The 23,790-nt window shown below is 30.5% G+C and carries 24 protein-coding genes; 10 read left to right on the top strand and 14 right to left on the bottom strand.

Annotation, left to right across the window (positions count from 1 at the left end; genetic code table 11):
* The 5 genes from ABWO04_RS01665 to ABWO04_RS01685 form a co-directional block, all read right to left on the bottom strand.
* Positions 1 to 1,413, bottom strand: a 1,413-nt coding sequence (locus tag ABWO04_RS01665) for a BamA/OMP85 family outer membrane protein (RefSeq protein ID WP_502903959.1), incomplete at its 3' end; no start/stop codon positions are given.
* A gap of 7 nt (positions 1,414 to 1,420) precedes the next feature.
* Positions 1,421 to 2,155, bottom strand: coding sequence for an undecaprenyl pyrophosphate synthase (uppS, locus tag ABWO04_RS01670; protein WP_502903958.1), 735 nt, complete (start codon positions 2,153 to 2,155; stop codon positions 1,421 to 1,423).
* 1 nt (position 2,156) lies between these two features.
* Positions 2,157 to 2,843 (bottom strand): type IX secretion system protein PorG, encoded by a 687-nt coding sequence (porG, locus tag ABWO04_RS01675; protein WP_353076746.1) that lies wholly within the window; start codon positions 2,841 to 2,843, stop codon positions 2,157 to 2,159.
* Between the two features lie 109 nt (positions 2,844 to 2,952).
* Entirely contained in the window at positions 2,953 to 3,837 is an 885-nt protein-coding gene (locus ABWO04_RS01680) for an NAD kinase (protein WP_353076748.1), read from the bottom strand.
* 10 nt (positions 3,838 to 3,847) lie between these two features.
* A complete protein-coding gene (locus tag ABWO04_RS01685; RefSeq protein WP_353076750.1) occupies positions 3,848 to 4,507 on the bottom strand; it encodes a CBS domain-containing protein in 660 nt (219 codons plus the stop codon).
* A gap of 88 nt (positions 4,508 to 4,595) precedes the next feature.
* Here ABWO04_RS01685 and ABWO04_RS01690 point away from each other — a divergent pair, with 88 nt between their 5' ends.
* From ABWO04_RS01690 to clpX, 8 genes are all read left to right on the top strand, one after another.
* The gene (locus ABWO04_RS01690; protein WP_353076751.1) at positions 4,596 to 5,309 is read left to right on the top strand and encodes a pyridoxine 5'-phosphate synthase; all 714 of its coding nucleotides are present in this window, start codon (positions 4,596 to 4,598) and stop codon (positions 5,307 to 5,309) included.
* Positions 5,310 to 5,433: 124 nt separating this feature from the next.
* Positions 5,434 to 6,192 carry an alpha/beta fold hydrolase gene (locus tag ABWO04_RS01695; RefSeq protein WP_353076753.1) on the top strand — a complete coding sequence of 253 codons (759 nt, stop codon included), beginning with the start codon at positions 5,434 to 5,436 and terminating at the stop codon, positions 6,190 to 6,192.
* 105 nt (positions 6,193 to 6,297) lie between these two features.
* Positions 6,298 to 7,554: an OmpP1/FadL family transporter gene (locus tag ABWO04_RS01700; protein ID WP_353076754.1), complete on the top strand. Its 1,257-nt coding sequence runs from the start codon at positions 6,298 to 6,300 to the stop codon at positions 7,552 to 7,554.
* A gap of 19 nt (positions 7,555 to 7,573) precedes the next feature.
* Positions 7,574 to 9,142 carry an SGNH/GDSL hydrolase family protein gene (locus ABWO04_RS01705; protein WP_353076756.1) on the top strand — a complete coding sequence of 523 codons (1,569 nt, stop codon included), beginning with the start codon at positions 7,574 to 7,576 and terminating at the stop codon, positions 9,140 to 9,142.
* Positions 9,143 to 9,238: 96 nt separating this feature from the next.
* Positions 9,239 to 9,583, top strand: a complete 345-nt coding sequence (locus ABWO04_RS01710) for a phage holin family protein (RefSeq protein ID WP_353076757.1) — start codon at positions 9,239 to 9,241, stop codon at positions 9,581 to 9,583.
* Positions 9,584 to 9,677: 94 nt separating this feature from the next.
* A complete protein-coding gene (locus ABWO04_RS01715) occupies positions 9,678 to 11,006 on the top strand; it encodes a trigger factor (protein ID WP_353076759.1) in 1,329 nt (442 codons plus the stop codon).
* A 90-nt stretch (positions 11,007 to 11,096) separates the two neighbouring features.
* Positions 11,097 to 11,753, top strand: coding sequence for an ATP-dependent Clp endopeptidase proteolytic subunit ClpP (gene clpP, locus ABWO04_RS01720; RefSeq protein ID WP_291242415.1), 657 nt, complete (start codon positions 11,097 to 11,099; stop codon positions 11,751 to 11,753).
* 145 nt (positions 11,754 to 11,898) lie between these two features.
* The gene (clpX, locus tag ABWO04_RS01725; protein WP_353076761.1) at positions 11,899 to 13,131 is read left to right on the top strand and encodes an ATP-dependent Clp protease ATP-binding subunit ClpX; all 1,233 of its coding nucleotides are present in this window, start codon (positions 11,899 to 11,901) and stop codon (positions 13,129 to 13,131) included.
* Positions 13,132 to 13,275: 144 nt separating this feature from the next.
* On the opposite strand, the gene ABWO04_RS01730 is transcribed toward clpX, so the two are convergent.
* The 6 genes from ABWO04_RS01730 to ABWO04_RS01755 all read right to left on the bottom strand — a co-directional run bounded on the left by ABWO04_RS01730 (position 13,276) and on the right by ABWO04_RS01755 (position 17,662).
* The gene (locus ABWO04_RS01730; RefSeq protein ID WP_353076763.1) at positions 13,276 to 13,833 is read right to left on the bottom strand and encodes a hypothetical protein; all 558 of its coding nucleotides are present in this window, start codon (positions 13,831 to 13,833) and stop codon (positions 13,276 to 13,278) included.
* 23 nt (positions 13,834 to 13,856) lie between these two features.
* Entirely contained in the window at positions 13,857 to 14,297 is a 441-nt protein-coding gene (locus ABWO04_RS01735) for a hypothetical protein (RefSeq protein ID WP_353076764.1), read from the bottom strand.
* Between the two features lie 11 nt (positions 14,298 to 14,308).
* Entirely contained in the window at positions 14,309 to 14,650 is a 342-nt protein-coding gene (locus tag ABWO04_RS01740) for a hypothetical protein (protein WP_353076766.1), read from the bottom strand.
* 306 nt (positions 14,651 to 14,956) lie between these two features.
* Positions 14,957 to 15,736 (bottom strand): hypothetical protein, encoded by a 780-nt coding sequence (locus tag ABWO04_RS01745; RefSeq protein WP_353076768.1) that lies wholly within the window; start codon positions 15,734 to 15,736, stop codon positions 14,957 to 14,959.
* 11 nt (positions 15,737 to 15,747) lie between these two features.
* On the bottom strand, positions 15,748 to 16,437 hold the full coding sequence (locus tag ABWO04_RS01750; RefSeq protein ID WP_353076769.1) for a fibrobacter succinogenes major paralogous domain-containing protein: 690 nt from the start codon (positions 16,435 to 16,437) through the stop codon (positions 15,748 to 15,750).
* Positions 16,438 to 16,546: 109 nt separating this feature from the next.
* Positions 16,547 to 17,662 carry a hypothetical protein gene (locus tag ABWO04_RS01755; protein ID WP_353076771.1) on the bottom strand — a complete coding sequence of 372 codons (1,116 nt, stop codon included), beginning with the start codon at positions 17,660 to 17,662 and terminating at the stop codon, positions 16,547 to 16,549.
* A gap of 123 nt (positions 17,663 to 17,785) precedes the next feature.
* Between ABWO04_RS01755 and ABWO04_RS01760 the strand changes: the two genes are divergently transcribed.
* Positions 17,786 to 18,688, top strand: coding sequence for a WYL domain-containing protein (locus ABWO04_RS01760; RefSeq protein WP_353076773.1), 903 nt, complete (start codon positions 17,786 to 17,788; stop codon positions 18,686 to 18,688).
* An 8-nt stretch (positions 18,689 to 18,696) separates the two neighbouring features.
* On the opposite strand, the gene ABWO04_RS01765 is transcribed toward ABWO04_RS01760, so the two are convergent.
* The gene (locus tag ABWO04_RS01765) at positions 18,697 to 20,205 is read right to left on the bottom strand and encodes a GH3 auxin-responsive promoter family protein (RefSeq protein WP_353076775.1); all 1,509 of its coding nucleotides are present in this window, start codon (positions 20,203 to 20,205) and stop codon (positions 18,697 to 18,699) included.
* Positions 20,206 to 20,268: 63 nt separating this feature from the next.
* Between ABWO04_RS01765 and ABWO04_RS01770 the strand changes: the two genes are divergently transcribed.
* Positions 20,269 to 21,063, top strand: a complete 795-nt coding sequence (locus ABWO04_RS01770) for a DUF2797 domain-containing protein (protein ID WP_353076777.1) — start codon at positions 20,269 to 20,271, stop codon at positions 21,061 to 21,063.
* Here ABWO04_RS01770 and ABWO04_RS01775 read toward each other — a convergent pair.
* Both ABWO04_RS01775 and ABWO04_RS01780 read right to left on the bottom strand, forming a co-directional pair.
* On the bottom strand, positions 21,060 to 22,007 hold the full coding sequence (locus ABWO04_RS01775; RefSeq protein WP_353076779.1) for a DUF3078 domain-containing protein: 948 nt from the start codon (positions 22,005 to 22,007) through the stop codon (positions 21,060 to 21,062). The genes ABWO04_RS01770 and ABWO04_RS01775 overlap by 4 nt on opposite strands.
* A complete protein-coding gene (locus tag ABWO04_RS01780; protein ID WP_353076781.1) occupies positions 22,000 to 23,775 on the bottom strand; it encodes a 1-deoxy-D-xylulose-5-phosphate synthase in 1,776 nt (591 codons plus the stop codon). Before ABWO04_RS01780 ends, ABWO04_RS01775 begins: the two co-directional genes overlap by 8 nt.
* Positions 23,776 to 23,790: the final 15 nt, after the last annotated feature.

Genomic DNA, 23,790 nt, shown 5'->3' on the forward strand with positions numbered 1-23,790 from the left:
AGAAAAATTATTAAACGATAATCCTAAAGTTCCTATGAATCCTCCAGCACCGTAACCTCCTTGTAATTCTACTTGACTTGAACCTTTTTCTACTAGAGTCCAATCTAAATCTACAGTTCCAGCAGCTGGATCCATATTTACAGGCTCTGGACGAATGGCTTCTGCATCAAAAAATCCCAATTGTCCTAATTCACGAACAGAACGAATAACTAAATCTTTATTCCATTTTTCTCCTGGACGTGTTCTTAATTCTCTATAAATTACTTTATCGTTGGTTTTGTCATTTCCTTTAACTGTAATATTATTAAAATACGCGATTGGTCCTTCCGTAATTCTTATTTCAAAATCGATGGTGTCGTTTTCAGTTTTTACTTCAACAGGATTGATATTTGACCATAAATATCCGTTATTTTGATATAAATTTGTAACATCTTCTGCATCTGGAGAAGTTTTGTCGGCAATTCTTTTTTCTAACATAACGCCGTTATATATTTCACCTCTTTTTATCCCTAAGATGGAATTTAAAGCTTGATCTGAATACACGGTATTTCCTAAAAATCGAATATCTCCAAAGTAATATTTTTTTCCTTCTTCAATATTTACATCAATGTTAATTTTATTTTTTTCTTTATCATAAACTACATTTTCGCTAACTACTCTAGCGTCTCTATATCCTTTTTCTTTGTATTTTGTAACAACTGACTCTAAATCTTCTTTGTATTTGTCTTTAACAAATTTAGAAGCTTTAAAAATTCTATATATTTTCTTTTCTTTGGTATTTTTGAATGATTTTTTTAATTTTTTGTCAACTAATTGTTCATTACCCACAAAGTTAATTGCACTAATTTTTACTTTTTCTCCTTTATCAATAAAAATTACCATATCTACATTTGTATTCGTAGAATCGGCAAGTGTATTTATAGTTACTTTTGTATTATAAAATCCGTCTTTTTTAAATTTGTTTTCTATATAATTTTTGGTATTTGTAAGTAGATTATCATTTACAACTTTACCTTTATTTAGTTCTGTTTCTTTAATAATATCTTCTTTTTTACCTTTTTTTATTCCTTTAATTTTTATTTCATTAAGTTTTGGTAGTTCATATAATTCTAATTCAAGGAAAATTGATTCTCCTTCAATTTTTTTAACGTAAAAGTTTACGTCATTAAAAAGGCCTAATTTCCATAGCTTGGTAATGGCTAAACTAATTTCTTCCCCTGGAATTCTGATTTTACTTCCTATTTCAAGTCCGGTAAATGTAATAACAGTTTGTTCGTTAAAAGAAACTTTTCCGGTAACTTCCACACCAGAAAGGATGTATTCTTTTCCTTTTTCTAAGGTTATTTCTTGAGCATTTATAGTATTTCCTATTAATAATAGGATAAATAAAATTACTATTCTGTTTTTAAACATTGTCAATTTATCTAATTTGTTCGCTAGTTTTTCCAAATCTTCTTTCTCTTTTTTGATAACTTAATAGCGCTTTATGCAATTCTTCTTCATTGAAGTCTGGCCAAAGCACGTCTGTAAAATAAAATTCAGCATATGCAATTTGCCATAAAAGGAAATTACTAATCCTGTGTTCGCCACTTGTTCTTATAACTAAGTCAACATCTGGCATATTCTGTGTGTAAAGATGCTGATTTATAATTGATTCTTCAATAGCATCTACCGAAATTATATTATTTTTAACTTTTTCGGAAATTATTTTAACAGCATTTATGATTTCATCTCTTGCGCCATAACTTAACGCTAGAGTTAATGTCATTCTACTATTTTCCTGCGTTTTTTCAATAACTTCGACTAATTCTTTTCTAACTCCCGATGGTAAATAATCTAAATTACCAATCGCATTAAGTTTAATATTATTGTTTTGTAATGTTTTTAATTCTTTTTTTAACGCGCTAACTAATAATTTCATTAACGTGTCTACTTCTATTTTTGGTCGGTTCCAATTTTCTGTTGAAAAAGCATAAAGTGTTAAAAATTCTATACCTAATTTGGCACAATTTTCAACAGTTTGTTTCACAGATTTAGTCCCTTTTTCGTGACCAAATACGCGAAGCATTCCTTGTTTTTTTGCCCAACGACCATTGCCATCCATAATGATGGCTAAATGTTTTGGTAAATTATTTTTATCTATTTCTTTTATCATTCTATTCATGTGGGCAAAAGCACGGGTTTTTACCAAATGTGTATGTTAATGTAAATCCAGTAAAAATATACCAATCTTTATTGTTTAAATTTCCGAATTTTAAATCTTCCAAATTTTTATTTTCCGGGTTGCTTCCATCTAAATTATCTGTAAATGTATATCTTGCCCCTGTTTCTAATCCAATTACCAATTTATTAGTTAGTTTAGATTTTATTCCAAAAACCATTGGTATGGCAAACGAATAATGTTGATAATCTGTTTTGCTTTCCGTGCCAATTACATAAATTTCATCATAAACAAATGCTGAAATTCCTGAATATACATAGGGTGTAAATACATAATCAGATTGATGTAAATCGAAATCCAAAAAATTAAATTCTAACCCTGCAGATAGTTCTTTAATATTATTTTTTATATCAAAACCTCTATATTTTCTATTTGGCGCATTACTTTCGATGTCTTTTGCTGTAATTGATGCCATTTTATATGAAAAACGCCAAGAATGTCTTGTGCTTTTATTCCATTTGTATAAAACCCCTAACGCCATATCATTTGGTGACAAATAGGTTGGTTTTCCTACGTCTCCAATATAATTACTACCACCTACAAAAACCCCTAATTCGTGTATTTGTCCGAACGAAGTAATGCAGAATAATACGCCTATAATATTTAATAAAAATCTTTTCATTTTTTTAATAGTTTGCAAATATAATAATATTGATGTACTAACCATCTTAAACCAAGTTTTTTTGATGATTAACTTGATTTAATAACGCAAAAAAATGAAAAATCGTGTGTTAATTCCTTTTGTCTTCTCCCCAAAGTAATTTTTTTCGGATGGTTCTTAAGAAGCCTTCTTCTGGAAATTCAATTATTGAAATGAAAAAGTCTGATTTTTTAACAGTTAAAGTAGTTTCGTTTGAAACCGAAGTGATTCTCGAATCTAAAGAAACTAAATATTGTTCTTCTCTTCCCTTTATTTTTAAAGTTAATTCAGAATCGTCAGGAATAATTAAAGGTCTAGCCGTTAAATTATGCGGTGCAATAGGTGTAATTACAAAACAATTTGATGTAGGCATAATTACAGGTCCTCCACAACTAAGCGAATATCCTGTTGAACCTGTTGGTGTTGAAATAATTAATCCATCTGCCCAATACGAATTTAGATATTCATTATTAATATAGGTTTCAATCGTAATCATCGAAGTGGTATCTTTACGCGAAACCGTAATTTCGTTTAAAGCAAAATTAATATCTTCTAAATCAATATTTTCAGGATGTGCGTGTAAACTAACTAAAGTCCTTTTCGAAATACAAAAATCATTTGCCACCACACGTGTTAAAAGTTTTTCGATATTTTCTTCCTGAATAGTCGCTAAAAACCCCAATCTTCCTGCGTTAATTCCTATAATTGGTAGATTGTAGTTTCTTACAAAAGTGGCAGCTCGTAAAATAGTTCCATCGCCACCAATACTAATTAAATAATCAAAATTATCTTTCAAACATTCGTGAGAATCAAATGTACTATATTCTGATAACGACACTTCATTTTCAATTAATTTGTCGTAAAAAATTTTATAAAAACAAATTTCAATATTATTCTGCTCTAAAAAAGCCACTACTTTTTCTACTATAGAATGGGTGTTGTTTTGATAATATTGACCAAATACAGCTATTTTCATTTGTGAATTTTTATATATTTAAATATTTGTTTAAATAATCCGAGCGATCTTTTAAATCGGCAAGATAAGCATCTTCTTGATGTTCAGATAAAATAGTGTAATTGTACCTTCTAAATGTTTGTATGATTTCATTAAAATTACTTTGCGAAATTTTTAACGTTATTTCGGTTTTTGTTGCTGAATTATTTGAAATAAAAACACCTAAAATCTTAGCATTATTACTTTCTACAATTTGACAAATTTGACTAAATGAAAAATCAGCAGTTTCTTTTTCAACAACAATGGTACTTCCGTCTTCTTTTACAAATGTGGTTTCGTTAAAAAAATGTAGCACATCGTCAAGTTCATAAAAACCTAAATAATTATTTTTATCGTCTAAAACAGGTAAAAGATTGGTGTGATTTTTTGAAAATTCTTCTAAAACATCAAACCAATTCATATCGTTTCGAACAAAAAAACGATTCAAATTATATTTATGATCACTTATACTATCTGTACTTAAAAAAATATCAGCATCTTCTTTAGATATAGATCCTAAAAAAACATCTTGTTCTAAAATTGGAAAATGAGAATATGGAACATCTAAAAATAAATGCGTTGCATCAGCAATAAAATCGTTAACTTGAAGGGGTTTGTATTGATTGTTTATAAAATCTGTAATTTTATCCATGTATCTAAGTTCAAAACTATTGCAAATTAAGTAAAAAATACAAAATAGTCTATTTTTGTTTGTAATTTTGTACAAATTTAATTCAATTATGACAAAGTTATCGGTTAATATCAATAAAATTGCAACCCTAAGAAATGCTCGAGGTGGAAATGTTCCTGATTTGTTGCAAGTGGCAAAAGATATTCAAAAATTTGGAGCGAATGGAATTACCATTCATCCACGGCCAGATGAACGACATATTACCTATCAAGATGCAAGAGATTTAAAAAATGTTGTCTACACAGAATATAATATAGAAGGTAATCCGCAACATAATTTTATTGATTTAGTTTTAGAATGTAAACCCGATCAGGTAACTTTAGTTCCGGATGCTATTGGGGCAATTACCTCAAATGCAGGTTGGGACACGATAAAACATAAGGATTATCTTACGGAAGTCATCCAAGAATTTCAACGTAATGGCATTAGAACGTCTATTTTTGTAGATGCGAATGAGAATATGGTAGAAGGCGCTAAAAAAACAGGTGCAGATAGAATTGAATTATATACAGAAAGTTTTGCGCATCAATACAGTTTAGGAAATCATTCAGCAATTGAACCATTTATAAAAGCTGCCATCAGAGCAAATGAATTAAATTTAGGAATTAATGCTGGGCACGACTTAAGTTTAGATAATATTAAATTTTTTAAAGACAATATTCCAAATTTATTAGAAGTTTCGATTGGACATGCTCTGATTTCGGAATCTTTATATCTTGGATTGGATAACGTAGTAAATATGTATTTGAATAAGTTGAAGTAAAAAGTGACTTCGAGTACCTCAGTCACCGTTTACTTCGAACGCCTAACTCAAAGTTGGCTGAGGTACTCGAAGCCAACTATATAATTCAGGAACCTTAAATTAATAAAACTTTTAACCAAAAAAAATGTTATACTCAAAAATAGAAGGCGAGGGAAAGCCGTTTATAATTATTCATGGATTTTTAGGGATGTCAGATAATTGGAAAACGTTGGGTTTGCAATTTGTGCAATTGGGTTATCAAATCCATTTGTTAGATATGCGAAATCATGGTAAAAGTTTTCATTCAGATGAGTTTAATTATGAAATTATGGTGGAAGATGTAAAAGCGTATATAGATTTTCATAATTTACAAAATATTACATTGTTAGGGCATTCAATGGGCGGAAAAATTGCTATGTTATTTGCGACAACATATCCAGAATATGTTGAAAAATTAATTATTGCTGATATTGGTCCGAAATATTACGCACCACATCATCAAAGTATTTTAGAAGCATTAAACGCAGTTGATTTTTCAAAAAAACCAAATAGAAGTGAAGTTGATGAAATTGTTTCAAAATATATTTCAGATTTTGGTACGAAACAGTTTTTATTAAAAAATGTATATTGGAAAACTCCAGAAGAATTAGGTTTTCGATTTAATTTACTTGTTTTTAATGAGAAAATATCTGAAATCGGCACGGCACTTCCATTTGAAAATCATTTTGATAAGCCAGCATTATTCCTTCGAGGAGAAAAATCAGATTATATTTTAGATTCAGATTTTGAAACAATTTTACATCATTTCCCATTAGCTGTTATAAAAACAATACAAAATGCTGGGCATTGGTTACATGCTGAAAATCCTACTGCATTTTATTATGAAGTTGAAAAATTTGTATAACGAATATTATGTATGCATAATATTTTTATTAAAAAAATTGTCAATTTCATAAATAATGTTAATTTTGAATAAATTATATAAATAAATACTAACTAAATTTTAATTATGAGAAAATTATTTTCTTTATCATTACTTACCTTGGCTACTGCTTCTATGTTTGCAGGAGGGTATAGAGTTTCTATTCAAGGTCAGAAACAACTAGCGATGGGACATACCGGAGTAGCAGTTGTTAATAGTGCAGAGGTGGCGTTTTTTAACCCTGCAGGGATGTCATTCTTAGACAAAAAATTCAACTTATCAGTAGGTGGAAATGCATTATTGGCTAAAACAAGATTTCAAAGTTCACAGTTTAATCAAACGGCAGCAACAGACAATTTGGGAACACCTTTTAGTTTATATGCAACCTACAAAATTAATGACTGGGTTTCTGCAGGTTTAGCAGTGTATACACCTTATGGTTCTTCTGTAGCTTGGGATCAAGACTGGGCAGGAGCACATTTAGTAAATAACATTGATTTAGCGGCAATTTTTATTCAGCCAACTGTTTCGTTCAAAGTAGGAGATGTATTTAGTATTGGAGGGGGTCCAATTTTTGTACAAGGAAGTGTAAACTTCAACAGAAATTTAACGCCGAATCCTCTTTTATCTAATAATGGAAGTGGTACAGACGTTACTTTAGACGCTACTGGAATTTCAGCTTCTGGATATAATGTAGGTATGATGTTCAAATTGTCTAAAAAAGTAATTTTAGGTATGGATTACCGCTCGGAAATTATTATGGAAGCACGAGGAGGTTCTGCAGAATTTGCTGATGTACCAACTATTGCTGCAGCTTCTTTTACTAATACCACTTTTAATGCAGATTTACCATTACCAGCTGAATTTACCACAGGTATTTCATACAAAGCTTCTGATAAATGGTTGTTTGCTTTTGATTACAACTATACAAAATGGAGTGTATATAAGTCTTTAGATGTTCAATTTAACAATGGCTTAGCTACTTCAATCAACCCAAGAAATTATAAGGACGCAAGTACTTATCGTTTTGGAGCACAATATAAATCATCTGAAAAGTTTACTTTAAGAGGTGGATTTTATATAGATGAAAGCCCTGTTCAAAGAGGGTATTTCGCTCCAGAAACGCCGCGTAACGATTCTGTTGGTTACACAGGAGGATTAACGTATCAAATAAACAGTAAATTAGGAATTGATATGTCATTCTTATATTTACATTTTGATGAAGTTAATAATTCTTATGATTATTTTGATGACCCAACAACTAATAATGGAACAACTTCTTTCGGAGGTACATATAAATCATCTGTATTTTCACCAGGTATTGGTATAACTTACGGTTTCTAATTTTAAAATATATTCAAAAATGAAAAATAAATTTATACTAGTAGCAGCTTTAGCAATTGGATTTGCAGGTTGTGAACCAGAATTTGAAAATGAAGTAAATGCTGCTTATACCTCAGGTGAAGCTGATTTTACAAGATATGTAGCAGTAGGTAATTCACTTACTGCAGGTTATATGGATGGAACCGTTTCTAGAGTAGGACAAACCTATTCTTATCCAAATTTATTAGCACAACAATTCGCTTTAGTTGGTGGAGGAGCTTTTACACAACCTTCATTTACAGAAGATGTAAATAATTTAGGTGGTATTGCGGGTGTTCCAGGTTTTGGTAATAGATTGGTTATTGATGCGTCTCAAAATAGACCAGAACCAATAGCAGGTACATCAACAGTTACCTTAACACCTCAAGCTAAAGCATATAATAATATGGGTGTGCCAGGTGCAAAATCATTTCATTTAGCAGCTCCAGGATATGGAAGTCAAGCGGGTTTATTAACTGGAACAGCAAATCCATATTTTGTAAGACATGCTACTTCGGCTACAGCAACAGTTTTAGCAGACGCTATGACAAAAAACCCAACATTTTTTACCAATTGGATTGGTGCTAATGATGTATTAGCTTATGCTACTGCAGGTGGCGCTCAAGCTAATGGTGTAACACCAGCAGTAGATCATAATGCAACTGGAAATTTAAATCCAGCTACTTATGGTTTTAATGATATTACAAATAGTGGTGTTTTCAATAATGTGTATACTAACATTATTAATACATTAACAATAAACGGAGCAAAAGGAGTAGTTTGTACGATTCCAAGTGTAACTTCGATTCCTTATTTTACTACAGTGCCTTTTGCACCACTTTCTCCAACTGCTTTAGGGGGTGCTACTAATATTAATGCACTAAACACTCAATTATACGGTCCGTTAGATGCAATTTTTACTGCTTTAGGCGAGCCAAATCGTATAAACCCATTAACAGCTACTGCTGCTAATCCTATATTAATTAATGATGCGGATGCTACAGACAGAAGCGCACAGATTACAGGAGCATTAACTCCAACTTTAGGTGCTACTACTGCAGCAGCATTTGGTGCGGTTTTTGGTAAAGCACGTCAAGCAACATCAGCTGATTTGGTTGTATTACCAGCTTCATCTGTTATTGGTTCAACAAATTCAGCAGCACCTGCAGGAATTAATATAAATGGTGTTACTTTCCCAATGGCAAACAGATGGGTATTAACATCAACAGAAAGAGCTAAGGTAGCAGCAGCTACTACAGCGTACAACAATTCAATTGTAGCAATTGCTGCTTCTAAAAATTTAGCAGTAGCAGATATGAATGCTGTTATGAATAAATTAATTACAGGTTTACAAATTGAAACTAATTCAATTTATACAGCTAACTATTTTAGTGGTTCTGGTACAGAAGGTCAAGTGTTATTTTCTTTAGATGGTGTACATCCAAATGCACGTGGTTATGCGGTAATTGCTAATGAAATTATCAAAACGATAAACGCAAAATACAAATCAAATTTACCATTACACAACCCTACTTATTTCCCAGGTATCAGTATTTTACCAACGAACTAAGTTAGTTTTAAATAATTTCTAAATAGGCATCATTAATGATGCCTATTTTTTTATATTTACATCTTAAATAAAAACGCATAAATCAATTACATAAAAATGAAAAACTATCTTATCAAATTACTTATTTCAACACTATTAATACTTGTTATTTCGTATTTTCTAAAAATTGAAATTACCAACTATTCTACAGCAATATTCATGGCAGTAGTCTTATCACTATTAAATACCTTTTTAAAACCGATATTAAAAATTCTTGCCATTCCAGTAACAATTATGTCTTTGGGTTTGTTTTTATTGGTTATTAATGCCAGTATTGTAAAAATAGCCGATTATTTTATTGATGGAATTGCTATGACATTCTTACAAGCACTAGTTTTCAGTGTTTTATTATCCGTAAGTCAATATATTTTAAATAAAATTTTCACAGAAAAAAAACAATAAGTAATTGTAAAATTCTGTAAATTAAAAACTTGTATGGGTTGCAAAAATTATATAATTTTGCAACCCATATTTATACTTCAAAAAATCAATAAAAATGAACATTAGAAAAGAACACATTGACGCATTAAACGCCGTTGTAAAAATTACAATTGGTAAATATGAATATACTGAAAAAATTGAAAATTTTTTAGAAGTAAAAAGAAAAACAGCTACATTACCAGGTTTTAGAAAAGGTAAAACACCGATGGATGTAGTAAGAAAACAGTTTGAAAAACCAGCAATCATTGAAGAAGTTTCTAAATTAGTAAACAAAGGTTTAGCTGATTATATTGCGAAAGAAAAATTAGATTTGTTAGGTAACGCATTACCTCGAACTAATGAAAACTTTGATTGGAAAGCAGACGAATTGGTTTTTGAATACGAATTAGGTTTAGCACCAGAATTCTCTGTAGATTTAGCAAGAGCTTCAGGCGTAACGAGATATAAAATTATTGCTGACGATACCTTATTAAACGAGCAAGTTGAAAGAATTCAAAAGCAATACGGTAAAATTTTAACGGAAACTGAAGTTAAAAAAGGTTTTGAAATAAACGGAACGTTTTCAAACGAAGAAAAAAATATCAGCAACCAAGCTTTAATTAGTTTAGATATTTTTGCAGATGCTAAAACGGGTAAACAATTTATTGGAAAAAAAGTTGGCGATGTTGTTACGTTAAAAACGAAAGGTTTGTTTAATGACGACCACCAATTAATGGATTATTTGAAAGTAGCTCACGATGACGTTCACGGTTTAGATATCGAAGTTAATTTTACTATCGATGCCATTCAATCTATTGAAAAAGCGGAAATTAATGACGAATTATTCGCAAAATTATTTCCAAATGGAGAAGTAACTACTTTAGAAGGTTTAAAAGCAAGAATTAAAGAAGATGCGGAACAACAATTTGTACAGCAGGCAGATCAAAAGTTTTTAAATGATGTAACAGAAGCCTTATTAGAAACTACTCAATTTGATTTACCAGAAACTTTCTTAAAAAAATGGATTCAAACTATTGGCGAAACTCCTTTAACTCCTGAACAAGCAGAAGCGGAATTTGCAAAATCAGAAAGAGGATTACGTTACCAATTAATTGAATCTAAAATCTTTATTCAACATAATTTACAAGTTAGATTTGAAGAATTAAAAGATTTTACTTCAGGATTAATAAGACAACAAATGGCACAATTTGGTCAAGCCAATGCTACAGATGCAGAAGTAGATGGAATTGTTTCAAGAGTAATGTCGAATCAAGAAGAAATTAAACGTATATCTGACCAAGTTTTGAGTTTAAAAATGATCGACTTGTACAAAACAAGTGTAAAAGCTACTGAAAAAGAAGTGAATTACCAAGATTTTGTTAAAGCGATGTACGGCGAAATGTAATATTCATAAAAATTAGTATATTTGAACGTCAAATCATTTTGGTTTGACGTTTTTATATTTAAAATCATAACCTTTTAAATACAATTTAAAATGAACTACGGAAAAGAATTTAAAAAATTTGCCACAAAAAAACACGGAGTAAACAGTTTGTATTACGATAAATTAGTAGGCAGTTTAACACCATATATTATTGAAGAACGTCAATTAAACATCTCACAATTAGATGTGTTTTCTCGTTTAATGATGGACAGAATCATCTTTATGGGAACCGGTGTAGACGATTATATGGCAAATATTATTCAAGCACAATTGTTGTTTTTAGAAAGCGTTGATGCTTCTAAAGACATTCAAATTTATATCAATTCGCCAGGTGGAAGTGTATATGCAGGATTAGGTATTTATGATACTATGCAATACATTAAACCTGATGTAGCGACAATTTGTACTGGAATGGCGGCTTCTATGGGAGCGGTTTTATTGTGTGCAGGTGCTGAAGGAAAACGTTCGGCATTACCTCATTCTCGTGTAATGATTCACCAACCATCTGGAGGTGCTTCTGGAGTGGCTACCGATATGGAAATTAACTTAAGAGAAATGTTGAAATTGAAAGATGAATTATATCAAATCATCTCTTCACACTCGAAACAACCTATTGAAAAAGTATTTAAAGATAGTGAACGCGACTATTGGATGATTGCCGATGAAGCAAAAGAATACGGAATGATTGATGAAGTATTGAGAAGATAATGAATAGGTAAAAGGTTAAGGGTAAAAGGTTAAGGGAATAAGGGTTTGAGTAATGGGTATAAACATTTTGAAAGTTGTTACCCAACACCTAACACCCAACACCTAACACCCAACACCCAACACCCAACACCCAACACCCAAAATAATGGCAAAAGAAGTATTAGAATGTTCGTTTTGTGGTAGAAAAAAGCCAGAAACAAGTTTATTAATCGCAGGTATTGATTCGCATATTTGCGAAAAATGTATAGAGCAAGCACACGGAATAGTAGTAGAAGAGCTAAAAGGAACAACAGATTCTGAAGCTTTTGGCGATTTAATATTGCGTAAACCAAAAGAAATAAATGCCTTTTTAAACGAATATGTAATTGGGCAAGAACAAACCAAAAAAGTATTAAGCGTTGCTGTATATAATCACTACAAAAGATTGTCTCAAAAAGTGACAGACGACGATGTAGAAATTGAAAAGAGTAATATTTTAATTGTAGGGCAAACCGGAACAGGAAAAACATTAGTAGCAAAAACCATTGCAAAAATGTTAAACGTACCTTTAGCAATAGTAGATGCTACCATTTTAACAGAAGCAGGTTATGTAGGTGAGGATGTAGAAAGTATCTTAACCCGTTTGCTACAAGCTGCTGATTACGATGTGGCTAAAGCGGAAAGAGGTATTGTTTTTATTGACGAAATTGATAAAATTGCTCGTAAAAGCGACAACCCTTCAATCACAAGAGATGTCTCTGGAGAAGGTGTGCAACAAGCATTACTAAAACTATTAGAAGGCTCTATTGTAAATGTGCCACCAAAAGGAGGTAGAAAACATCCCGACCAAAAATTTGTTGAGGTGAATACACAAAATATTTTATTTATTGCAGGTGGTGCTTTTGATGGTGTGGAACGTATTATTTCAAAACGTTTAAACCGTCAAGCGATGGGATTTAGTGCGTCTAAAGAATTAGATAAAGTAGATGCCGATAATTTATTGCAATATATTATTCCTCGTGATGTAAAAGAATTCGGTTTAATTCCTGAAATAATTGGGCGTATGCCAGTTTTATCGCATATGGATCCGTTGGATGCTAAAACGTTACGTGCCATTTTAACAGAGCCAAAAAACGCCTTAATAAAACAATATCAGAAATTATTTGAAATGGATGAAGTTGCCTTTACCATAGACGATGATGCCTTAAACTTTATTGTAGATAAAGCGTTGGAATACAAATTAGGCGCTCGTGGTTTGCGTAGTTTATGTGAAGCCATTTTAACCGATGCGATGTATGAATTACCAAGTTCGGAAGACAAAGTATTGCAAGTAACTAAAACGTATGCTGAAAATACATTAAGCAAAAATTTATTGAAACGCTTGGAGATTGCTTCGTAAACTTTAAACTCATTTTAAAAAAATAAAGCTCAAAAATATATATTTTTGAGCTTTATTTGTATTTTTACTGCAAGGTTTCTAAAAAAAGACTAAAACTCCCACTTTTTAAAACGACTGTTTTTTATTTAACGTACGATTAATAAATCAAGGTTTGGCATTATACCAAACAATACCAGCAGCTTTCTTTATGTCTTTAGCATTGACGACAGCAATATGTTGCTTATCAATTATTATTTCTTTAATTAGCTTATCTCTTAAAAAAATAAAAACAGATTTATTAAAAATAGCTTCAACATAATTAGAACTTGGAAAGCCATTCTCAGGATCCGCTTCTGTTACAGAATGAATTGCTTTGTTATCTTTAATTATTGTACCATCTGTAAATATAATACTAACTGTGTATTTTTTTTCTGGATTTCTAATTACTTCATCTAATATACCTTTTGTATTTATAAAAAACCCATCACCTCCGGCACCCCTATCAAGATTGCGTCTATACATTTCAATTAGGCCACCCGTTGTTTCAAAATCAATATATGACGATGATTCTTCTGTAATTTTTTCTATCTCTATACTTCCAATTTTACAAGTATAGAAGTTTCTACCTAAATCCATTTCATTAGTTTTTTTTTCATCAAACTTCCATTGTGCATTCATGTAGGTGCTAAAAAGCAACACAGTCAATAATAGTACTTTCTTCATTTTATTTATTTTTAAATGTTATTTTATTCTTCGGTTTGTTTTCCTAAAATATGCTTCCCATTTGGCAATTGACCACAAACATCGTTCTGTATATTTAAAACTATCGAATCACCTTCTTTAGTAATATACCCTATTTGTGTTTTACATTTTGGTTTGGCATCTTCTTTTGGGTTGGAATTCCATCTTTGCGCTCCTTCAATTCCATTATAAAAAAGTAAAATTTTATCACCCTCAATTTTATAATTTAAATTTTCCGCAAATTCGCCACTATAATAAGTAATTGAATTGTATGTAACTTCAACATGCCCCATACTTATGTAAAATAAATCTGTATTATCGTTTGACCAGTTCCCAATATATTTGCTTTCAATTTTAGGAATAGTTGTTTTAGCTTTTTGAGCTTGACACAAGGTGATTGAGAAAAAAGAAATTAGCAATATTGCTGTTAATTTAAGTAGTTTCATATTTTTAGTTATTAGTTCACGTTATTCCATTGTTCAATTTTCATATATACTTCACCACAATCTGCAGCTAACACTTCAAGTTTATTTTCTGAAATACTACTAATACAAGCTTGCCCATCTTCTGCAACTGACATAAACATATATAATTTTGTTCCATTTAGAGTTACTGTTTTTTTCTTCATTAAAGTTTGGTTAATAGTATTACATCTTTCTTGCATGAATGTTTCTGCTTCAGAAAATGTAACTTTTTGTACAGAAACTGATGTATCAGTTGTCGATTGGTCTGAATTTTCTTTTTTTCCACATGAAATAGCTAAAATGCTTATCATTAGTATTGCTATATTAATTTTCATATTTTAATAAATTTATATTTTTTCCTACTCGTAAGGCTTTTCAGTTACGCCCCGTTTTTATAGTTGTTTCTGGACTCAACTTTTTTTAAAATTAATTTTATTCTAATAGTAAACTCAAAATATGCTTTTTTTTACTTTTCTTTCCATAGTTTTTTGTTTATTAGAAAAAGAGTTTTTCTAAATACTTGATTGTATATTATTTATTGTGACCGATATTTATAATAAAACATCTACTATATTTACAACTCCTTGAAAAAAAAGAGTTTAATGTTTCAATAATATGAAGCATAAAAAGCGATAAAAAAATTATTGAAAATTTAACTTTACATTATTATTTGTTGGTTGCCTAATACTACCTAATATATTTTTTATATCATTTTTTCCGAAGTATCTATAGTAGCTATTATGGTAGTCTGACATATTTTCAATTTTATGTGGTTCAAATGCAATTTTTGATTGGATTAATTCACTATAAATTAAATCATAAATATTCTCATTCTCTAATTTTAAATATTCGTTTGGATTTGTAGAAAAATTTTCAAAATAATATTTTAGATATTTCATAACCTCATTACCAAATATTAATTTATCTGAATCAGAAATAATAGAATGGATGAACCTATTTCCATAAACTATTCCATATCGATTTGTTGAAAAGTCCTTTTCGAATTTAATATTTCTATAAATTATACTTATAAATAACAATTGTGAAAATAATTTAGAGTCTTTATAAACGTCAAAATCTCTATTTTCTATTGTATATGCGTCATTAAATAATTCAATTAAATCTTTCTGCTTACTTATTTTAGCATTCAAATTTTTATTAATATTTTTTAATAGTGAAAGAGAATCATTAACACTACTAATTTTTTCTTCAAAAGTTATTTTGTCTTTCGATATAGCGTTTGAAAGCTGTAAATTTTCTTTTTTTAGATTATTTACCTCTTCATTGAAACTAAGATTGTTATTTTTTATAACATTATTTAAACTATCAATTTTAAAATTTAGAGATTGAATCTGCTCTTTTTTACTTTGTGAATAAGTTGTATTAAAAATCAATAGTAATACAATAGATATAAGTTTCATATAATTTTTTTTTATTCTTTAATTAAACGAACAGACATGCCTGCTCCCTTATATTCGTCAAATGAACATATTTTTTTCTTCCCGTTATATTTAATTCCGATAACAAAGTAAACTCCTTTTTCTCTCCAAAAAGGGGTGTTAAATCTCTCATAATTACTTTTTTTATTGTCAATTTTACTTGTTGAAGTCCACCAATAGCCAACACGACGAAGTTTACGAAATTCTGTTGTATTCCAATATCTTGTTCCACCAGCATTTGCAGAAAAACCTATTTCGTTAGAACCATTTTCATTGTCCCAACCAAAAGTATTTTTTAATTTATCATCAGCATCTAATACACCACCAGCATTGGTTATTAATACTTCCCAATCATTAGCACTAGGGATTTTCCATCCTTCAGGTGCCAATCCTCTCGGGTCAGAAACTGCATGGAAATTATATAACTTTCCATAATTCTTATTGTTTATAGAGTCATTGTCATAATAGCACCAAGCTGGTTGATAATTTCTTCCTGCCTCGAGCCATTCTTCTCTTGTTTTAGCCATTGGTATAGGGTCGCCATTACTAAATTTATCTACGTTTAGATTTTCAGTCATCCATATTTGTTCACCAATAGTTACTTTGTTGTAGGATTCACTACATGAAGAAAATATTAAAACAAATAAAAATTCAATTGTTAAAATCAAAGTCACTTTTTTCATATTTTTTTAATTTATTTATCTTACTCATATGGCTTTTCAGTTCCGCCCCGTTTATTTAGTTGTTTCTGGACTCAATTTTGTTAGTATTATTATAAATTAATTTAAATTGCTAAAACAAGTTATTAAAAAAGTCTTTTACAACATATTTGAAAATTTCGAAATCATACGATTTCCATTCTTTTCCATCATAACATTCAATTCCGTTTCTTCGCTCTTCGATCCATTTTTTATTATTAGAGTCAATAAACATTTTCAAAATTTCCTTTTTTGGAATTAAAGAATTCTTTTCATTTAATATTTCTATCCCATCTTCTGTTGCAATCCAAACTTTTCCATTTGTATCGGAATCTAATGCTTTAATTTCTTTACTGACAGCATAATTTATAAAATCTGTGTCTTGTAAACGGTATATATTATAATTTCCATTACTGCTTCCAGTTATCCATATGTTATGCTTTTTATCAGTAAATGAATTATTTAATGAAAAATCTCTCGATGGAAAATCAAGTTGAGACCATTCTCTATTTCTGAAAGAGTTTATTTCACCCAAATCACCAGGAGCCCCATAATTTTCCAAAAAAAGGAGTTTATATGAGGAGGTGATCTCGGTTACGTTATTATTTACTTTTTTGTGCATGTTTGTAACTAGAAAAATTATGTTATCATATTCATCAACAAACATATCTGGTTCTCCTCCTATAATCTTTTCCGGAAAAGGGTATTTTTTCCAATTTCCAAAAGAATCATATGAATAAAGTTCATATGTCCATAAGGAAAGTAATGGATCTCTTGGATCTTCAGTAAAATCAGTTTTAACCAAAATCCATTTTGTTCCTATCTGATCAATTTTAATATTCATCCATTCATTAAAATATTGGTTTTTATTAATTTTAAATGGAGGATGATATTTTGTAACTTTTTGTTCATTTTTAAATGAATACAAAGTATCGTAGTATGTAATGACCCATTTTTCGTAATTTTTATCGGCAACAGTCTTATGTATGTAGTTATTAATTTTTTTAACTTGGCTAATTTCGTTATTGACCTTATTTATTTTAAATAAACCATAAAAAGTGTTTACAAAAACATTTTCTTTATCTTCAGTAAAATTTTTCACATTAGTAGCATCCTTGTAATTTTCATATATGGGTGATATAATTGAAAAATAAACAAGAGCGAATACAACAATGCATGCGCTAATTATAATATATTTTTTTTTACTCATATTGCTTTTAGTTACCTCCCGTTTTTATAGTTGTTTCTGGTCTCAACTATTACTTAAACAAAAATAAATATTTGTAGTACATATTCTACATTTTACTTATATTTACGCCATTAAATGACGTATATGAAACAGCTTGAAAGATTACTATTTTTAATTAAGGCACTAAAAGCAAAGCCGTGCACAACTCACGAGTTATTGGCGCAACTTTCTGAGCAAAATAGCAATAGTTCCATTAGACAACTCCAAAGAGATTTTAAAGAAATAGCGTTACTACTATCAAATAATGAAACCCTTAAGACATTTAGAAAAGATAAATTAAAATATTTTTTTATTGATATAAGTGAAAATGATTTTACAAGTGCAAACGAAAATAAAATATATAAAAACACAAACTTTTATGTGCAATCCAAGTCAAAGCATATTGACTTTAATTTAAATACTATTGAAAATGCAATAAAAGAAAGTAAATCTATTGTTATTTCAGACATCATTAATGATCAAACTGGTGATAATAATGATTTTGAAACTAAAAATATATTTTTTCAACCCATTCAAATACTAATTCATCGCGATTCTTATTATGTAGGTGGATATAATATTGTAAAAAAATGCGTCCAGATTTTTGGGATTAATCAAATTGAGAAAGTAAAATTATCAAGTTATTGTGAGTTATTTCCTGATGTAGTAAAATTATTCAATGAAGAATTAAGTAATCGATTTGGTGTAACAAAAAATATCGATTCTAATACCTATACTATTGTAATAGAAGTATCGTCAGTTCTTGCAGGTTTTTTAAAAAATAATTACTGGCACCATTCTCAAAAATTCGCTAAAAAAAACGGAAATACAATTATGTATTTAAAATGTGGAATTAATAGAGAATTAATGGGTTGGTTGTTTCAATGGATGTATAATATTAAAATTATAGAGCCGCCTTTATTAAAGGAATATTATAAAGCAGCTTTAAATGAAATAATTTTTATTGATGAATCAAAAAAATCATTAGTATATAAAAATATTTTTTAAATATATAATTACATCCCTTTTAACGCTTCTAAAAATTTTCTTTCATTTGAAAGTCGGGGTACTTTGTGTTGTCCACCCAGTTTGTCTTGTTGTTTTAGCCAATCGTAAAATAAGTTTGTCCTTGCTACGTTAACTACAAGTGGGTTTAACGTCATATTATTAAATCGTTTGGCTTCGTAGTCGGAATTTAAGTGTTGTATATTTTTATCTAAAAGTGCTGAAAAATTCGCCATATTATCTGGATGTTTTTTAAATTCAATCATCCATTCGTGGGCACCTTTTTCTTTTCCATTCATAAAAATCGGTGCAACGGTATAATCTACCACTTCGCAATGTAAGGTTTCGCAAGTTTTTGCTAAAGCCACATCCGTGTTCTCAACCATTAGTTCTTCTCCAAACACGTTAATATGGTGTTTGGTTCTGCCGGTAACTTTAATACGAAACGGTTGTAAAGAAGTAAATCGAATGGTATCGCCAATTAAATATCGCCATAAACCCGAATTGGTCGTAATGACTAAAGCATAATTTTTATGAAGTTCCACTTCGCTTAGCGGAATCACTTTTTGGTTTTCTTTTCCAAAGGTATCCATTGGAATAAATTCGTAAAAAATACCATAATCTAACATTAGTAATAGTTCGCTAACATTATTTTGATCTTGTAAGGCAAAAAATCCTTCCGAGGCATTGTAAATTTCGTAATATTTAAAATCGTCTTTCGGAAATAAATTTTTGTATTGTTCTTTATACGGTTCAAAACTTACGCCTCCGTGAAAATACACTTCCACATTAGGCCATATTTCTAAAATATTGCTTTTTTTGTTTTCTTCCAGAGTTTTGTTTAGTAATACCATCATCCAACTGGGTACGCCAGCTAAACTGGTTACGTTTTCTAAGCTACTTTCTTTTATTATGGCGGGTAATTTGGTTTCCCAGTTGCTCATTAACGAGGTTTTGTTGCTGGGTGTGGAGCTAAATTCTGCCCACATTGGCATATTGTCAATTAATATGGCAGATAAATCGCCAAAAAAGGTATTGTTGTTTTCATACAATTCTTTACTACCGCCCAAACGCAAACTTTTACCTGTAAATAACTGCGAATTTTCGTTATTATTTAAGTACATACACAGCAAATCTTTACTGGCTTTGTAATGATTGTGTTCTAAGGCTTCCGAACTTACGGGAATAAATTTGCTTTTAGCATTAGTGGTTCCGCTCGATTTTGCAAAATATTTTATAGAAGAATTCCAAAAAATATTTTGCGCCCCTTGACGGGTTTGCGAGATAATCGGTTCCAAATCTTCGTAAGTAGAAACGGGTATTCTTTCGTTAAATGTTTGATAGTTTTTAATGCTCTGATAGTCGTATTTTTTTCCAAGAACGGTATTTTCTGCCGATTTTAATAAACCAAATAAAATTTCTTCCTGAACCTCCATAGGATATTTCATAAACAATTCAATTTGATGAATACGTTTTTTTAAAATCCAAGAGGCAATAGAATTTATTAAAGGTAATGGCATTTGCGTATTAGTATTTTTATAACTTTACCAAAATTAATAATTTTTATTTCAATTACAATCTTTATGACAACATTTGAAGGAACATTAACAAAGATGGAAACCGAAATAGGTGCGCCAATTCAGTATTATTTAATTTTTGATTCCAATTTCATAAATGTTAATCAGTTAATCAATAAAGATGTTGAAATTACGCACAAAGGGTATCAGTGCTTAAATTGTAAGAAAGCTAAAAAAATATGGCGTCAAGGATTTTGTTATGATTGTTTTTCAACCATTCCAGCCGCCGCCGATTGGATTATGAAACCCGAACTCAGTACGGCGCATTTAGATATTGAAGATAGAGATTTAGCATATGAAAAACGAGTACAATTGCAACCTCATATTGTATATCTTGCTTTGTCAAGTGAAGTAAAAGTAGGGGTAACCCGAAACACGCAAGTGCCTACTCGTTGGATAGACCAAGGCGCGGTTCAGGCGATTCCAGTTTTAGAAACGCCTAATCGATATTTAGCAGGAATAGCTGAGGTGGCTTTAAAAAATCATTTTGCAGATAAAACCAATTGGCAAAAAATGTTGAAAAATGAAGTACCAATAACCAATTTATTTGAAGAAAAAAGCAAGTTAAAACAATGGCTACCAGATGAAACTAAGCCTTATTTTATTGAAGAAGACCATTTATACCAAATGGATTTTCCAGTTCAAACCTATCCGTTAAAAGTGTCCAGTTTGAATTTAGAAAAAACCCCTAATTTTTCTGGAAAAGTTGTTGGGATTAAAGGACAATACTTAATTTTTGAAGACGGTACGGTATTTAATGTACGCACCTACGAAGGGTTTGTGGTAGAATTAAAATTTTAAAAACGATATTCTACGCCAATACCTAATATTTGTTTTAATTGTACTCTTGGACCTTCTGTGATTTGAACACCACCGACTTCTCGTTTGTTTTTAATGTCGTTATCATATAACAAATGGGTGCCAATGTTAGCTCGAACATATTTATTTACAATCATTTCAATACTAATTTGCCAGTCGATATCAATATTTCCAAAATCTTTTAAATAATCGGTATACAACGTAGCTCGAGTATCTAAATTGATATTTGTCATTATCTTTCTTTTATATTGACTTGATACTAAAGCACCTAATTCAGTTCTATGTAGTTTTCCGTTTTTAATAATTTCCGTTCCGGTTTCATCATAAATGGCTTTGTCCACTCCAAAAGCCCCTTCATTAGATAATCTTCTGTCTAAAACCAAAGTTGTTTTATTTGTTATTGGAGACAAATACACCGTTAAACCTAAATCTTTTCGGGTATATTCCGCACCAATTCCTAAGAAAATATATGCGGGTCCAAATGGTTTAGAAATGGCTTTGCTTACATTAGGATAACTATATCCGTTAGAAAATTGAGTTAAAAAACTAAATTTTGCGCCATAAAACCACTTGTTTATGGTGTCTCTTCTGTATCCAATTGTAGAGTTTAGATTTATTTGATCATCTGTTTTTCTGATATCTTGACCTTCTTGTTTGTTAATCCCGTAGCGAACCACAAGTTCATTATTCCATTTCATATTATCACGAGTATAATTTCTAATGAAATTTCCTTTTGCCAAACCAGAAATAGAATTATTCCCTCCAGCAGACCAATTTACAAAGCTAATTTGCGTAAAATCTAATCCTACTTTATTTCCTTTTACCCAATTTGAAGTAGAATCTGTTTTTTCTGTTTTTATAATTTGAGAAAAAGATTTTGTAGCGAAAAAAAGAAGTGCGAAAAAAAGTATAAGGTTTCTATTCATGATTAATTTCTGTAAATAATTCGGTTAAACTTAGTGTATCTAATTTTGTTAGTTCTAACAGCTGTTTTACGGTGCCGTGTTCTATGAAAACATCTGCCACGCCACGATTTATAATTTTGTTTTTAAAATTATTTTCCGCTGCAAAGGTATTTATGACGCTCCCTAATCCACCATTAATTACACCTTCTTCAACAGTAATAATAATTTTATGTTCTTTAAAAATGCTAATTAATTTTTCTTCATCTAAAGGCTTTACCCAACCAACATGAAAATGAGAAAAACCCTCTTTTTTTTCTAAGTTTTCAATAGCTTTAGAAACAGCATTCCCAATGGTTCCGGTTGATAAAACTGCTATTTTAGTTCCATTTTTCAAAGTTGTAATTTTTCCTATTTCAAGTTTAGAAAAAGGTTGTTTCCAATCAATAATTTCGCCTTTTCCTCTTGGATATCGAATCGCAATAGGATGTTTTAAACCTAACGAAGAAGTGTACAAAATATTGCGTAAATCAATTTCGTTACGTGGTGCATAAATCATCATATTCGGAATACAATTCAGATAAGCCAAATCAAATAATCCGTGATGAGTAGCTCCATCTTCACCTACAAATCCGGCTCGGTCTAAGCAAAAAATTACGGGTAAATTCTGTATCGCTACATCATGTATCACCTGATCATAAGCCCGTTGTAAAAAAGTAGAATAAATATTGCAAAATACTGTTAAACCTTGTGTTGCCATTCCAGCAGCTAAGGTTACGGCATGTTGTTCGGCTATTCCTACGTCAAAAGCACGTTCTGGAAACGCATCCATCATATATTTTAAGGAACTTCCAGAAGGCATAGCTGGAGTAATTCCTACAATTTTTTTATTTTCTGTAGCCAATTCCACTAAGGTATGCCCAAAAACATCTTGAAATTTTGGGGCTAAATTTTCATTTTCCGATTTTATGATTTTACCTGTTAATTTATCAAATTTTCCAGGTGCATGAAATTGCAATTGATTTTCTTCAGCGTACGATAATCCTTTTCCTTTCGTGGTAATAATATGTAAAAATTTCGGACCTTTTACTTTTTGTAAACGTTTTAATTCTGACAATAATTTAGGTAAATCATGGCCGTCAATTGGACCCGAATAATCAAAATTTAACGATTTTATAATGTTGTTATCTTTTGGATTTTTACCTTCTTTAACAGCGGTTAAATAGTCTTTTAATGCCCCAACACTTGGGTCAATTCCCATGGCATTGTCATTTAGTATCACTAATAAGTTTGCATCAGTTACACCAGCATGATTTAGTCCTTCAAATGCCATTCCGCTTGCTATAGAAGCATCGCCAATAACCGCAATATGTTGTTTTTCGGTATCACCATTAATTTTCGATGCAATAGCCATACCTAATGCAGCTGAGATTGAAGTAGAAGAGTGACCTACACCAAACGCATCAAATATACTTTCACTTCTTTTTGGAAAACCTGAGATACCATCAATTTCTCTATACTTATGAAAAATTTCGCGTCTTTCTGTTAAAATTTTATGTCCGTACGCTTGATGTCCTACATCCCAAACTAATAAATCGTTTGGTGTATCAAAAACATAATGTAAGGCAACGGTTAATTCTATAACGCCCAAACTCGCCCCTAAATGGCCTTCTTTTTGAGAAACAATATCGATGATAAACTCTCTAAGTTCAGTGGCAACTTGTGGTAATTGATTTTCAGAAAGTTTCCGTAAATCGGTTGGTGTCGTAATATGTGAAAGTAAATTTTCCATTTGTACTGCAAAAAT

The sequence above is a fragment of the Flavobacterium sp. genome (genome assembly GCF_040382755.1).
Lineage (GTDB): Bacteria > Bacteroidota > Bacteroidia > Flavobacteriales > Flavobacteriaceae > Flavobacterium.

Bases quoted from the DNA above. Each gene is read 5' to 3' on its own strand.
- uppS (WP_502903958.1), bottom strand. From the start codon at position 2,155: ATGATAAAAGAAATAGATAAAAATAATTTACCAAAACATTTAGCCATC.
- porG (WP_353076746.1), bottom strand. From the start codon at position 2,843: ATGAAAAGATTTTTATTAAATATTATAGGCGTATTATTCTGCATTACT.
- ABWO04_RS01680 (WP_353076748.1), bottom strand. From the start codon at position 3,837: ATGAAAATAGCTGTATTTGGTCAATATTATCAAAACAACACCCATTCT.
- ABWO04_RS01685 (WP_353076750.1), bottom strand. From the start codon at position 4,507: ATGGATAAAATTACAGATTTTATAAACAATCAATACAAACCCCTTCAA.
- ABWO04_RS01690 (WP_353076751.1), top strand. From the start codon at position 4,596: ATGACAAAGTTATCGGTTAATATCAATAAAATTGCAACCCTAAGAAAT.
- ABWO04_RS01695 (WP_353076753.1), top strand. From the start codon at position 5,434: ATGTTATACTCAAAAATAGAAGGCGAGGGAAAGCCGTTTATAATTATT.
- ABWO04_RS01700 (WP_353076754.1), top strand. From the start codon at position 6,298: ATGAGAAAATTATTTTCTTTATCATTACTTACCTTGGCTACTGCTTCT.
- ABWO04_RS01705 (WP_353076756.1), top strand. From the start codon at position 7,574: ATGAAAAATAAATTTATACTAGTAGCAGCTTTAGCAATTGGATTTGCA.
- ABWO04_RS01710 (WP_353076757.1), top strand. From the start codon at position 9,239: ATGAAAAACTATCTTATCAAATTACTTATTTCAACACTATTAATACTT.
- ABWO04_RS01715 (WP_353076759.1), top strand. From the start codon at position 9,678: ATGAACATTAGAAAAGAACACATTGACGCATTAAACGCCGTTGTAAAA.
- clpP (WP_291242415.1), top strand. From the start codon at position 11,097: ATGAACTACGGAAAAGAATTTAAAAAATTTGCCACAAAAAAACACGGA.
- clpX (WP_353076761.1), top strand. From the start codon at position 11,899: ATGGCAAAAGAAGTATTAGAATGTTCGTTTTGTGGTAGAAAAAAGCCA.
- ABWO04_RS01730 (WP_353076763.1), bottom strand. From the start codon at position 13,833: ATGAAGAAAGTACTATTATTGACTGTGTTGCTTTTTAGCACCTACATG.
- ABWO04_RS01735 (WP_353076764.1), bottom strand. From the start codon at position 14,297: ATGAAACTACTTAAATTAACAGCAATATTGCTAATTTCTTTTTTCTCA.
- ABWO04_RS01740 (WP_353076766.1), bottom strand. From the start codon at position 14,650: ATGAAAATTAATATAGCAATACTAATGATAAGCATTTTAGCTATTTCA.
- ABWO04_RS01745 (WP_353076768.1), bottom strand. From the start codon at position 15,736: ATGAAACTTATATCTATTGTATTACTATTGATTTTTAATACAACTTAT.
- ABWO04_RS01750 (WP_353076769.1), bottom strand. From the start codon at position 16,437: ATGAAAAAAGTGACTTTGATTTTAACAATTGAATTTTTATTTGTTTTA.
- ABWO04_RS01755 (WP_353076771.1), bottom strand. From the start codon at position 17,662: ATGAGTAAAAAAAAATATATTATAATTAGCGCATGCATTGTTGTATTC.
- ABWO04_RS01760 (WP_353076773.1), top strand. From the start codon at position 17,786: ATGAAACAGCTTGAAAGATTACTATTTTTAATTAAGGCACTAAAAGCA.
- ABWO04_RS01765 (WP_353076775.1), bottom strand. From the start codon at position 20,205: ATGCCATTACCTTTAATAAATTCTATTGCCTCTTGGATTTTAAAAAAA.
- ABWO04_RS01770 (WP_353076777.1), top strand. From the start codon at position 20,269: ATGACAACATTTGAAGGAACATTAACAAAGATGGAAACCGAAATAGGT.
- ABWO04_RS01775 (WP_353076779.1), bottom strand. From the start codon at position 22,007: ATGAATAGAAACCTTATACTTTTTTTCGCACTTCTTTTTTTCGCTACA.
- ABWO04_RS01780 (WP_353076781.1), bottom strand. From the start codon at position 23,775: ATGGAAAATTTACTTTCACATATTACGACACCAACCGATTTACGGAAA.